Origin of the sequence: Mesorhizobium sp. B263B2A, assembly GCF_020165775.1 — a bacterium.
Taxonomy (GTDB): domain Bacteria; phylum Pseudomonadota; class Alphaproteobacteria; order Rhizobiales; family Rhizobiaceae; genus Mesorhizobium; species Mesorhizobium opportunistum.
Map to the genome: position 1 here is coordinate 57,120 of NZ_JAIUIU010000010.1, position 12,192 is coordinate 69,311.

Annotated in this window: 13 protein-coding genes and 2 tRNA genes; 8 read left to right on the top strand and 7 right to left on the bottom strand. The window is 60.0% G+C overall.

Annotation, left to right across the window (positions count from 1 at the left end; all coding sequences use genetic code 11):
* Positions 1-64 precede the first annotated feature (64 nt).
* Complete coding sequence (locus LB568_RS17300; RefSeq protein ID WP_041164638.1) at positions 65-511, top strand: YcgN family cysteine cluster protein; 447 nt, start codon at positions 65-67, stop codon at positions 509-511.
* Positions 512-720: 209 nt separating this feature from the next.
* Positions 721-1,092, top strand: a complete 372-nt coding sequence (locus LB568_RS17305; protein ID WP_224730734.1) for a hypothetical protein — start codon at positions 721-723, stop codon at positions 1,090-1,092.
* Positions 1,093-1,308: 216 nt separating this feature from the next.
* Here LB568_RS17305 and LB568_RS17310 read toward each other — a convergent pair whose 3' ends face one another.
* A complete protein-coding gene (locus LB568_RS17310; protein WP_224730735.1) occupies positions 1,309-2,019 on the bottom strand; it encodes an SIMPL domain-containing protein in 711 nt (236 codons plus the stop codon).
* A gap of 134 nt (positions 2,020-2,153) precedes the next feature.
* On the opposite strand from LB568_RS17310, the gene LB568_RS17315 reads away from it, so the two are divergent.
* Positions 2,154-2,229: transfer RNA gene (locus tag LB568_RS17315), tRNA-Ile, on the top strand.
* A gap of 106 nt (positions 2,230-2,335) precedes the next feature.
* Here LB568_RS17315 and LB568_RS17320 read toward each other — a convergent pair.
* The 3 genes from LB568_RS17320 to LB568_RS17330 form a co-directional block, all read right to left on the bottom strand.
* A complete protein-coding gene (locus LB568_RS17320; RefSeq protein ID WP_064994569.1) occupies positions 2,336-3,526 on the bottom strand; it encodes a tyrosine-type recombinase/integrase in 1,191 nt (396 codons plus the stop codon).
* A 12-nt stretch (positions 3,527-3,538) separates the two neighbouring features.
* Entirely contained in the window at positions 3,539-3,748 is a 210-nt protein-coding gene (locus LB568_RS17325; RefSeq protein ID WP_084016009.1) for a helix-turn-helix domain-containing protein, read from the bottom strand.
* Positions 3,749-3,815: 67 nt separating this feature from the next.
* Positions 3,816-4,067: a helix-turn-helix transcriptional regulator gene (locus LB568_RS17330; RefSeq protein WP_084016061.1), complete on the bottom strand. Its 252-nt coding sequence runs from the start codon at positions 4,065-4,067 to the stop codon at positions 3,816-3,818.
* 376 nt (positions 4,068-4,443) lie between these two features.
* On the opposite strand from LB568_RS17330, the gene LB568_RS17335 reads away from it, so the two are divergent.
* A complete protein-coding gene (locus tag LB568_RS17335; protein WP_064994781.1) occupies positions 4,444-5,325 on the top strand; it encodes an SMODS domain-containing nucleotidyltransferase in 882 nt (293 codons plus the stop codon).
* 25 nt (positions 5,326-5,350) lie between these two features.
* The gene (locus LB568_RS17340; RefSeq protein WP_224656008.1) at positions 5,351-5,893 is read left to right on the top strand and encodes an SLATT domain-containing protein; all 543 of its coding nucleotides are present in this window, start codon (positions 5,351-5,353) and stop codon (positions 5,891-5,893) included.
* Between the two features lie 294 nt (positions 5,894-6,187).
* Here the strand turns inward: LB568_RS17340 and LB568_RS17345 are convergent, their stop codons facing one another.
* The 3 genes from LB568_RS17345 to LB568_RS17355 form a co-directional block, all read right to left on the bottom strand.
* Entirely contained in the window at positions 6,188-7,396 is a 1,209-nt protein-coding gene (locus LB568_RS17345) for a tyrosine-type recombinase/integrase (protein ID WP_064994782.1), read from the bottom strand.
* A 213-nt stretch (positions 7,397-7,609) separates the two neighbouring features.
* Positions 7,610-7,685, bottom strand: a tRNA-Phe gene (locus LB568_RS17350).
* A 355-nt stretch (positions 7,686-8,040) separates the two neighbouring features.
* Positions 8,041-8,913, bottom strand: a complete 873-nt coding sequence (locus LB568_RS17355; protein ID WP_224730736.1) for a helix-turn-helix domain-containing protein — start codon at positions 8,911-8,913, stop codon at positions 8,041-8,043.
* 104 nt (positions 8,914-9,017) lie between these two features.
* Between LB568_RS17355 and LB568_RS17360 the strand changes: the two genes are divergently transcribed.
* From LB568_RS17360 to LB568_RS17370, 3 genes are all read left to right on the top strand, one after another.
* Positions 9,018-10,289 (top strand): extracellular solute-binding protein, encoded by a 1,272-nt coding sequence (locus tag LB568_RS17360; RefSeq protein ID WP_224730737.1) that lies wholly within the window; start codon positions 9,018-9,020, stop codon positions 10,287-10,289.
* Positions 10,290-10,495: 206 nt separating this feature from the next.
* Positions 10,496-11,356, top strand: a complete 861-nt coding sequence (locus LB568_RS17365; protein WP_140572518.1) for a carbohydrate ABC transporter permease — start codon at positions 10,496-10,498, stop codon at positions 11,354-11,356.
* Positions 11,353-12,189 carry a carbohydrate ABC transporter permease gene (locus tag LB568_RS17370; RefSeq protein ID WP_013893682.1) on the top strand — a complete coding sequence of 279 codons (837 nt, stop codon included), beginning with the start codon at positions 11,353-11,355 and terminating at the stop codon, positions 12,187-12,189. Before LB568_RS17365 ends, LB568_RS17370 begins: the two co-directional genes overlap by 4 nt.
* The last annotated feature ends 3 nt before the right edge of the window (positions 12,190-12,192 follow it).

The following is a 12,192-nucleotide window of genomic DNA, read 5'->3' on the forward strand; positions in this document are numbered from 1 at the left end:
TGGGGCGGCTTTGGCGGCGATCGCGGTGCTTGACCTCGGCGTCCGCTGGGGCCACATCCCCAAAATGGAAACGCCGTTCTGGAAAACAAAGACGCTGGAAGAGATGAGTCCGGCCGAGTGGGAGTCGCTCTGCGACGGCTGTGGCAAATGCTGCCTGTCGAAGCTCGAGGACGAGGATACCGGTGAGATTTACTGGACCAGCGTCGGCTGCCGGCTGTTCGACGCGCAGACTTGCCGCTGCGCCGACTATGCCAACCGGCTGGCGCGCGTTCCCGATTGCGTCGGCCTGACGCCACAGAACGTGCGCACCATCAGCTGGCTGCCCAGCACCTGCGCCTACCGGCTGGTGGCAGAGGGCCGCGACCTCTATTGGTGGCACCGGCTGGTGTCGGGCAGTGCCGAGACCGTGCACGAGGCCGGTATCTCGATGCGCGGCCGCGTCAAGGCGAGCGAGACCGAGCTCGTCGAGCCCGAGGATTATTTTGACTATATGCTCGACGAGGAGCCTTGAGGCTCATAACCGCAAGGCGCGCCGGAAGCATGAACCGAGGCAGGGCGTTTGGGGGGGCATATTGGTGGAGAACCGGCGAAGCTTTCCCTTTCCCGTCACATGAACCGCAGATGAACGGCGAGTTCGTAAATAGTTCAGACAGGCCAGTGCATTCTCCCACCATCGGTTTCACGAGGACGGGCGCAAGCCCGCAACAAAGAGAGAGAACCATGTACACCACGATCAAGACGGCAGCCCTTTCGGCCCTGATCGGCCTCGGCACGCTGGCGGCCATTCCCGCCCATGCCGACAGCCTCTATCTCGGCTTCGGCAACAACAACGACCCGCGCTTTGGCGTCTACGCCGGCGACGACGGCTACCGCCATCGCCGTGACGAGCGCCGCGACGACTGGCGCGGCCACGGCTGGCGCCGTGGCTGCTCGCCGGACCGGGCCCTCGACAAGGCCGAGCGCATGGGGCTGCACCGCGCCCGCATCGTCGACGCCAACCGCCGTGTCGTCAAGGTCATGGGACGCCAGTATGGGGACCGGGTCGTGATCGTGTTCGCCAACGAGCGCGGTTGCCCGATCATCAACCGCTGAGCGGGAGGTCTGGTCCTAGCGGCATGATCCTCTGCGAGGGTTATGCCGGGAGACACGACCTCCGGGAGGTCGGTCTGGAGTAGCGGAGCCCCTTTCCCAATCGGACGGGTGCGGCTCGACAAAACCCCGCGGGAGCAATCCCGCGGGGTTTTTCATGCGCTGGCGGATAATCCCACGGCCGGGCGTGGGCTCGGCCAATGGAATCACCGGAACCGGCTACTTCAGTTCGAACGTAACGGTGACCTGGACGTTGTAGGCGTTTTCGCCAGCTTGTACCGGAGCCGCGCCGGCCGCGGCATCGAAGGCTTTGGCGTTGATCGGCATTGGTGCCGGCCTGATGTTCTGATCCGTGATCTCGAGTACCCGGCCGAGGCTGACGCCGGCCGCCTCGGCGAGCGTCTTGGCCTTCGCCATGGCGTCGGCGACCGCCTTCTTGCGTGCTTCGGTGACGGTGGCCGCCGGATTGTCGTTGGTGAAGGCGATGCCGCCGCCCTGGTTGACGCCGAGCGACACCGCCTTGTCGAGGATCTCGCCGGTCTTGTCGACGTCGCGTACGCGCACCGACAGCGTGTTCGTCACCTGATAGGCGACGAGTTCGGCCTCCTGGCTGCCGTCCGGCTTGTTGGTGTAGTTGTAGCGCGGATTGATCTGGATGCCCGCGGTCTGCAGATCGCGGTCCTTGATGCCGGCCGCCTTCATCGCAGCGATCACGGCGGCCATGGCGTCGTTGTTGGCGTCGAGCGCCGCGCGCGCGGTCTTGGCCTCGCGCATGACGCTTAGCGTCAAAAGGGCCAGGTCGGGGGCAATGGTTGCTTCGCCTTCACCCGACACGATGATACGCGGCGGCGTCGGCAAATCGGTGGCTCCAGCCATCGCTGGAAAAGCGACTGCAGCGGCGAGCGCGAGGGGCAAAAGGTGTTTGGTCATGAAAATCTCCTTGGTCTGCGATCAGGTCGCAAACGTCGCGTAGAGCGCGATTATGGGTTGATTTGGGCGATCTGCGGAAGCCCGTCGGGAAAGCCTTGTGCCGCGATGCGAAAAACATTAATCCAGCGCGCGTGGGGCCTGTAGCTCAATGGTTAGAGCCGGCGGCTCATAACCGCTTGGTTGGGGGTTCGAGTCCCTCCGGGCCCACCATGACCATTGATTTTATTTCGGAAAAGTGCCCTCGGCCCAAAACGTTTTGGGTCCATTATGGGCCAAAACAAGGACCGTGGTCCCGGTTTGTTCCGACTCGGTGTGATTATCTGACGATGCGGAGGTTTGCCCGTCGCTTCATGGCGTCGCGTTTGGCCTCGCGCTCGTTGATCGCGCGAGCAATATCAACCGCGATCCGCTTCTTGTTGGCCTCACGCACGTAGTCATCCGTCACCGTCATGGAGGAATGCCCCATGGCGTCCATGATGGCCCGGGCCTGGATGTTGCATTCAGCGAGGTAGGTGCCGAAGGTACGGCGCAGGCCGTGAAGCGTATAGCCGTCAGGAATATCGGCCTGTCGTGCCCAATGCTGCATCATGCCTGTCAGGCTCTTTTCTGAAAACGGGTTGCCATAGCCATTCTTCAAGACGGTTCCACCCTTCGAGCGGTCAAGCGGGTCTAGCGCAGCCGCCAGTTTGTCCACCACCGGGATAAACATCTCCCGTCCGCCATGACGGTTTCGGTTCTTCTTCTGTCGGAAGGCGAACGCCTCGATCAATGCCAAGGAACCGTCGAACAGTTCGATCTCCTCGGTCACGAGATCATCCCATTCAAGGTCAGCGATGTCGCCTCGTCGGTTGCCGAGCCAGAAACCAAGCGCGTAGCACGTCCGAGCCGGCGTCCCGATCGGATGCCGCTCCTCGTACTTTTCTCGGATCGCAATTGGCCAAGCCGGGTTCTTGGTCGATTTGGGCACGCGTACGCGAATTGACAGTGAAGGATCATCCTGCGGCTTTATCCATTTCTCGACATCGGTCGCGACCCATAAAAGCTTCTTGATGGCAACCAGCATATGTTTGGCGACTGTGCGGTTGCTCCTGAAGATGCTTTCGATGATGGCGCGAAGCCGATCCGCGTCGAGATGTTGCACCGGAGTATCGCGCCAAGTGAGTGGGTAATTTGGATCGACCCGCAGATTAAGAAAACGCTCAATCAGTCGCGCATTCTTCCGCTGCGTCGCTTCATCAAAATCGAGCCACTCCATTGTCGTTTCAAGCCGGCGCCCGGCATGGCCAAAAGTTTCAGGCAGTGCCCGACCGGGCAAATCGATGATCCCTGCATTCTTGTGTTGGCCCTGCGTGGCCTTCTCGTAAGCCGCCTCGAACTCGGGATCGCCAGGTTTGCCAGGAAGGTGCATCTCGGGCACGCCTTTTGCGCGGTAGCGATAGATTCGCTTGCCGTTCTTGAGGCGCGAAGATACCCCAGGGTAACTGGGGTCCTTAAATGGGCGAGCCATCAAATGCTCCTTTCAGGACCCTTTCAGATCTGCCCGTACCGAACGGGTTTTGCTTTCGATGGCAACCCGCAGGAGCACCGGGTAAGGAAAGCCTCTTCCTTGCTCTATGCCTTCAAAGGTGCGCTTCGGTATTCCAAGCACCTTGGCCGCGGCTGCGGCAGTGAACCCTTCCTTGGCCCGCCATGCTTTCACGTCTTGCGCAAGTTTGTCGTTCTCGCTCACGTCATGCCTTCCGCACACGGGCTTTCATCGTACTACGTCCGCAGCGTATACGCAATAAACGTATTTTCTATCGCTTTTCTACCTCCCGCCTACTTCGTTCCAACAGCTCTTGAAGGCGGCTATCTTTGTCCGGCAACGAGGTGAAAGCAATATCCAGGGCTACACGATCCCAGACAGCGCGGCTGTTGATGCGCTTGGGCTTCGGCATTCGCCCATCGGCAACCATCTCGTCAAAGAGCGTCGATCCTACACCGATGTAGCGAGCCGCTTCCTCACGAGATAGCCCTCGTGGGGCATACGAGATTGCGTCACTCTTCATGGACGCTGCCTCGGTCCTGGTATTCCCGGCGTGTGGGTATCGAAGCACAAAAGCCACATCTTAGTTGCCATTCCGCAGCGAGGAGATCATGTTTGGCTAAAATAAGAAGAGCCTCGTTAAGCGGAAGCGGCCTGACTAGTTCGTTCGGCGTAAACTGGCAGCAACGTGTGAACGGGGGGCATTCCGGCAGGAGCGCAATCCCATGGGCGCGAGTTGATATCCAAATGAGGAAGAAACTGACATCAGCCCTCGCCACAGCCCGCGAGCATAGTTCATGTCCGCCGCGTAATATTCCCGTTGAACGCACACCGAAGCTATTGCGCTGAAAGCATAAAATTGCCATCTCCCGACGAAGTTACCGCTGGTGGGGATGGGAATGGGCGTATCTGACGAGTTCTACAACTTCCGGAATAACTACAATATCGGCACCGACCTGATCAGCTCGATAGGACAGCGGTACCGGCGTATCACCACGCGCCTTAACACAGACTTCTGGAACACTGATTCCAGCTCCGCCCACAGTCTCTATGTTGGCTCTTACGGTCGCGACACCGCCGCACGCGGAATCAGCGACCTGGATATCGGCTTCCAGCTCCCCTATGCGGAATACGTCAAATACAGCGCGTATCAGGGCAACGGTCAGTCCGCACTTCTTCAGGCCGTGAAAAACTCCCTCCTCAAAACCTACGGCTCCAGCAACGTCGGCGGCAACGGTCAGGTTGTCGTCATCTCCTTCACGGACGGAATCACATTCGAAATCCTCCCCTATTTCGACAACACGGACGGTTCCTGGACGTTTGCCGATTCAAACGGGGGAGGTACCTGGCGACAGTGCAACCCCCGGGCAGAGATAAATGCCGTCCAGACACGCAATACGGCCGTTAACGGCAACCTGAAAGCGCTCGGCCGCATGATGAGGGTGTGGAAAGACCATAATAGCGTTCCGATGACTGGAGCGCTGATTGACGCGCTTGCCTATCAGTTCATCGAAACGTGGGAGTATCGGGATAAATCCTACGGCTATCATGACTACATGGCGCGGGACTTCCTGAAGTATCTCTACGACCTCGACCGAGAGAAAACTTACTGGCGGATGCCGGGAAGCGGTTCCTACGTCTACAAGACGGGGGTGTTCTGGTTGAAGGCGCTCAGTGACTACAATATCGCCGTCGAGGCCTGCAACATGCAGACCGACGACAAAGCCGCACAGCGCCGCGCGAAATGGAGGATCGTCTTTGGCACAACCTTCCCAATTTGATCCGCGGTACCAACTCGAGAGCCAAGTGCGCGAGTGTTACGGCCGTTGCGCCTACACCCACAAGATCCACGAGAAGATGGCCGAGCGGCTTGCCGACCATCAATGGTATGCAAAGTGGTTCAACATCATCCTGTCCGCGCTCATCGCCGGCGGCGCGGTGACGACCGTTTTCAGGGCGGAGACGGGGCTTCTGCAATATGCGGAATACGCGACCGTCGTGCTTGCCATTCTCAGCCTGATCTACAACGCCTACCAGAAGGACCTAGACCCCGGTGCTCTCGCGCAGCGACACAGGGAAACCGCGTCCGACATCTGGAATGTGCGAGAATCTTACCTCAGCCTGATAACCGACGCGCTCAATACGGCAGTGCCAATTGACGACCTTCGGACTCAGCGCGACGAGTTGCAGACCAACCTTCACGAAATCTATCGGGCGGCACCCTTCACGGACGGGAAGGCCTACAAGAAGGCACAGAATTCCTTGAAGGACAACGAGGAGCTTATGTTCTCCGACAAGGAAATCGACGATATGCTGCCCACCACGTTAAGGCGGTCGAGCAGGGCTTAGTCAAGCGCCGGTCGGTCCCGCCAGCAGGCTAGGTAAATAAACGAACGGCGGCCTTTCGGACAGTGTAAAGGGCGTCTCAACGACCGAAATCGGGCGCAAAGCTCTCTTTCACTTCCAGCCATGTGTGGGCCGAATCGAGTCAGAATGCTTGGCTTCACTAGAAAATCGGGCAGTGTTAATGTGCCCCGAAGCGGGAGGGATCACTCTCGCAGAGTTTAATTCGGTACAATGGTACAGCGCTGCAAATCTCCATGTCTTGGTCATTAGATTCGCCAGACCAAAGGTGGCCCAGTTTTAGCGATCTTCAACCGCCGTTTTCACCCGCGCGTTTTTGCTCTCGAGTTCATCCAGATAATCGGCCCACCATTGCATCATCTTTACGCGCTCTTCCCAGTACTCTGCCCGGGCGTAGGCGCGACGTACGTCGTTGTTCTCAACATGGGCCAGCTGCCGCTCTATGGCGTCCGGATGCCATCTTCCGCATTCGTTTAGCAAAGTTGATGCCGTTGCTCGAAAACCGTGCGCGGTGGCTTCTTCCTTGCCGTACCCAATACGGCGAAGGGCAGCGTTAAGCGTGTTGTCGGAAATCGGACGCGAGCCCGATCGAATACTAGGAAACAACAGCGTGCCCCCACCAGAGGTTTCTCTAAGTGAGGTCAGGACCCCGACGGCCTGCCTGGAGAGAGGTACGCGGTGCGGCCGTCTCATTTTCATGCGCCCTTCAGGGATGCTCCACACCGAGCTTTCGAAATCGAACTCGTCCCATCCGGCCGCGCGCAGCTCGCCGGGGCGGGGAAACAGCAGGGCCATCAGCCTTAGGGCGGCTCGGGTTGTCGGCTGCCCGTCAAATGCATTGATCGCCCTCAGCAAGCCTCCCAAGGCCTTAGGATCGGTAACGGCGGCGCGCGGCGTGACCGTTGGACCGACGAGTGCTCCCCGCAGGGCGATCGTCGGATCTGTATCGGCGCGTGCGGTTGCGATTGCATATCGAAACACGCTGCCGATAGTGGAGCGCAGTCGCCTGGCCGACTCGTATCGACCGCGAACCTCCACGCTGCGGAGAGCGGCAAGAATTGTGGCCGGATCAATCTCCCGAACGCTTTTGTCCCCCAACGTTGGATGGGCAAAGTCGAGCAACCATTTGACCTTGGTGATGGTCCGGTCGGCACGACCCTCCTTCTTCAGCTTGTCGACATAGTCCTCCGCGATTGAGCGAAAGGTGTCCTCTGCCGAAGCCTTTTGTGACTTACGCTCCTGGGCGGGGTCGATGCCACGTAGGAGGAGACGTTTGGCGGTATCGCGCGCCTCGCGTGCCTCAGCCAGGGAGATGAGCGGATAGCTGCCCAACGCCAGAAGCTTCTGCTTGCCGCCAAAACGATAGGCGAGGCGCCATAGGCGAGATCCGGTAGGCTGAACCCAAAGCTGGAGCCCGCCACCGTCAGACAATTTCACGAGCTTTGAAGCGGGTCGGGCATTTCGGCATTTTACGTCGGAAAGCGCCATTTCCGGGAGCTCCATTTGGCTGCATCGATACCATCAGGATCTCCAATACCACCGAAAATACCAGCCCTCCGCCTCGTTGGACCAACTACGCCGAAATTCCACAAAACACGGCCAACCGCGCCTTGCGTCACAAAAATTACCAAGGATTTCAGACATTTGCCGAGACAAAAGCGTAGATGCTTCGGCGAAAGAGACTGTCGGGAGAAGAGGGGATGGTGCCCAGAGGCGGATTCGAACCACCGACACGCGGATTTTCAGTCCGCTGCTCTACCAACTGAGCTATCTGGGCCTGTTTCGGTAACTGAAATTGCGTTGACCGGATTTCACGAAGGCGCCGTGGGGCGCCCCTTGAAAGCGCGTGGGTTATAGCACGGGAATTCGGCCTGTCCAGCGCCTAGGTTGCGATTTCAGACAGGAAAAGACAGGCCGTGTGATGGGTGCCTTTTCATGCTGCTTTCATCCCCGGAATGGCGCGCGGCCTGTACTGTTTCAGGCATAGGCATCGTTGCACGAGCCCGCGATAGCCCTTTGCCGGCAGCCCGGCCGCCTTTTTGGCCGACAATTGAGATCCGGCGAGATGCGGCGATGGGCGAGATGCCGAAATGTGCTCGCATCCCTGGCCAGGCCTCGACCGGCCGGCGGGGCTATCTGGCGCTGACCAGGCCCTTGCGAAAATCGGAGGGCGTCATGCCGGCCAGCTTGCGGAACGATTTGTTGAAGGCGCTGAGCGAACCGAAGCCCGAATCCATGGCGACGCGCAGCACATTGGCGTCCTGGTGCATCAACAGCGCCTGTGCGTAGCTCAACCGCAGAAGGTTGACATATTCGTTCAACGTCATGCCGGTCGATTTCTTGAACAGGCTCATGGCGTATTTGGGGTGGATGTCGGCCGCCCCGGCAATGTTCACGCAATCGATGTCGTAGAGGAAGTTTTCGGCGATGAAATCGCACATGCGACCAACATTGCGCGACGACTGCTGGTCGAAGGGACTGCCCATCTCGTGCCCGGCGGCCGTTTCGGGCACCAGCCGGTAAGGCTCGAACCGCACCCGCTCCAGCCGCAGCAGAAGTTCGTTGACGGCATGCTCGGCCTTGGCCGGGTCGCCCGAGCGGGCATAGCGGTTCCAGCGGGCGAAATTGTCGTTGTCGGATTGATCGGTGGCGCCGGTCACTAGCGTGGCGCCCGTCATCAGCCGGTGGCGCACGTCCGCCGGCAGGTGCAGCCGGAAGAAATGCACCAGCGGCAGATGTGCGCCGGCATAGACGGCATCGTCGCTCAAATCGTCCATCTGGTGCGGCAGGCCGCCCCAGAACAGGCACATCTCACCGGCCGAAAGCGAGATTTCGTGCTCGTTCATGCGGTAGTGCACGCTGCCGCGCACGATGAAATTCACCTCGACCTGCGCATGCCAGTGCGGCTTGAGCATCACCAGGGGCGCGGTGTGAAACATCTGCAACAGCAGCGGCAGGCCTTCGACGCTGCTGGCGCCAGGCTGGTAAAACGGCCGTTCCGGCATCTTACTTTCCGCCAATTCCTTATTCCCTTTGTCGGGGACAAGCCTTCCGTGCTGCATAGTCTAGCCCGGCTCGCAGAGAGAGCAAATGAAATGGGAGGATTTCAATGCGCATCACACTGTCCTGCGCCGCGCTTGCGCTTGCCCTGGGCTCAGCCCCGGCATTCGCGCAATCTGGCGAAATCACCATCTGGAGTTGGAACGTCGCCGCTTCATCACTGAAGGCGACGGTCGCCGGCTTCAACAAGCTGCACCCCGACATCAAGGTCATGGTCCAGGATCTCGGCAACCAGCCGACCTACGACAAGTCGATCGCCGGCTGTGCCGCAGGCGGTGTCGGCCTGCCCGACATCGTCACCATCGAGAACGGCGAGGCCGAGAATTACTGGAGCCAGTTCCCCGACTGCTTCGTCGACCTGCACACGCTGGGCTACAGCGCCGAGGACCAGAAGAAATTCCCCGATTTCAAGCGCACCGAGCTCGAAGTCGGCGACAAGGCTTATGCGATGCCATGGGATTCCGGCCCGGTCGCCGCCTTCTATCGCCGCGACTTCTACGAAAAGGCCGGTGTCGATCCGGCGTCGATCAAGACCTGGGACGATTTCATCGCCGCCGGCAAGAAGATCCAGGCCGCCAATCCAGGCGTCTCGATGACCAATGCCGATTTCAACGGCGATACCGAATTCTTCCGCATGATCTCCAATGAGCAGGGCTGCTCCTATTTCGCCGAGGACGGCCAGTCGATCACGGTCAACCAGCCTAAATGTGTCGATACGCTGGCCAAGATCAAGGACATGAAGGATGCCGGCATCATGTCTTCGGCCGACTGGGGCACCAAGATCACCAACAACACCGCCGGTACGGTCGCCACCCAGGTCTATGGCGGCTGGTATGAAGGCACAATCCGTACCGAATCGGCCGGTGAAAACGGCAAATGGGGCGTCTATCTGATGCCGAGCCTGACCTCCGACGGCCCGCGCGCCGCCAATCTCGGTGGCTCATCGCTGGCCATCACCTCGGTGTCGAAGAACAAGGAGGCGGCTTACGAGTACCTGAAATACACGCTCGGAACCAATGAGGGCCAGATCACGATGCTGAAGGAATTCGGTCTCGTCCCCTCGCTGGTGTCGGCGCTGAATGATCCCTACGTCTCGGAAGGCCTGCCCTATTGGGGTGGCCAGGCTGTGTGGAAGGATATCCTCGGCACGTTGCCCAAGGTCGTCCCCAGCCGTGGCACGCAGTTCCAGAGCGACGCCGAAATCATCATGCGCGCGGTGCAGACCAAGTATCTCGCCGGCGGCTATGCCGGCGCCAAGGCAGCGCTCGACGATGCCGCCAGCCAGATCGCCGCGGCGACCGGACTGCCGGTCAAGCAGTGAGCGCCGCTTTTCCTTCTCCCCTTGTGGGAGAAGGTGGATCGGCGCGATAGCGCCGAGACGGATGAGGGGTGCCCCAGCGGAGTGAGACGTTGGCGTTTCCTGGAACACCCCTCATCCGTCGCCTTCGACGACACCTTCTCCCACAAGGGGAGAAGGGAAGACCCAAACGATGGCTTAAAACAACAATCGGGAGAAGGAGGACGAAGATGCGCAACCGTAACGCCACGGCCTATCGTTTCCTCGCGCCCTATCTCCTGATCTTCTCCGTCTTCTGGCTGTGGCCGATCATCTCCTCGTTCATGATCTCGTTCCAGGCGACGCGCACGGTGCCCTGGCGCTTTGCCCCCGGCTTCAACTGGGGCCGGCTGATCGGCGATCCGGCCTTCTTCAACGCGCTGAAGAACACGCTGCTCATCCTCGTCATCCAGGTGCCGGTGATGATCACGCTGGCCATGGTGATGGCGGTGCTCTTGAATTCGCCGCTGTTGAAGGCGAGGGGGCTTTATCGCTTCGCTTTCTTCGCTCCGGTCGTGGTCGGCGAGGTCGCCTATTCGGCTGTTTTCCGGCTGATGTTCAGCCTCGATTTCGGCATCGTCAACAAGCTCCTGAACAGCGTCGGGCTGCCCAAGATCGACTGGTTCTCCAACGTCACGCCGGCGATGGCTTTGATCATGATCGCGGTCACCTGGCGCTGGGCCGGCTACAACGCCATCATCCTTCTGGCCGGCATGCAGTCCATTCCCGAGGATGTCTACGAGGCGGCGACGCTCGACCGCGTCAGCAAGCTCAAGCAATTCCTCTACATAACCTTGCCGCTCTTGAAGCCGGTCATCGTGTTTTGCACGGTGTTGTCGATCATCGGCACCATGCAGTTGTTCACCGAGCCATTCCTGATCACCGAGCGCGGCGGACCGGGCGGCGGCACCGAGACGCTCGGCCTGCTGCTCTACCGCCAAGGCTTCCGCTCGCTCAATTTCGGCTACGCCTCGGCCGTCGCCTACACGATGGCGGGGCTGGCGATCGCCATCACGCTGGTGCAACTGTGGCTGACGAGGGAAAAGCAATGAGCTCGCTCTCCTCGGCCCGCCTGAGACGCAGCCTCTTGCTGCATCTCTTCCTGACGCCGCTGGCGCTGATCTGGCTGTTTCCGTTGTGGATGATGGTGGTGTTCTCGACCATGCCCGACAACGGCATCTTCAGCCCGGGCATCGAGTTGCTGCCGCACGGCAATTTCGTCGACAATTTCAACAATCTGCAACGCGACACCAACTTCGTCGGCGCGATCGGCATCTCAGTCTCGGTGGCGGTGACCTACACCTTCCTGTCGGTGCTCTTGACCTCGATGGCCGGCTGGGCGCTGGCGCGCTACCAGTTCTTCGGCAAGGGCGTGGTCGTCGCCATCATCCTCGGCACCATCACGCTGCCATACGCGGTGGTTCTGATCCCGCAATTCATCATGGTGGCGCGCGACTTCCAACTCGCCAACACCTGGGTGGCGCTGATCGTGCCGCCACTGTTCAATTCGCTGGGCGTCTTGTTCATGCGCCAGAGCTTCTCGATGATGCCGGACGACCTGTTCGACGCCGCGCGGGTCGAAGGCGTGAAGGAGTGGCGCATCTTCCTGTTCGTCGCACTGCCGCTGGCGCGGCCGATGCTGGCCGCACTCGCCATCATCCTGTTCCTCGCGTCCTGGAACAATTATCTCTGGCCGCTTTTGATCAACAGCCAGCCGGGCTCGATGACCGCACCCGTGGCGCTAGGCACGCTGATCGGCCTCACCAAGGTATCGTGGGGCGGCATCATGGCCGGCGCCGTGATGCTGACCGTGCCGATGCTTATCGTCTTCGTGCTGCTGCAGCGCCATTTCATCGCCGGCATCGCCGCCGGCGCGATCAAGTAAGGG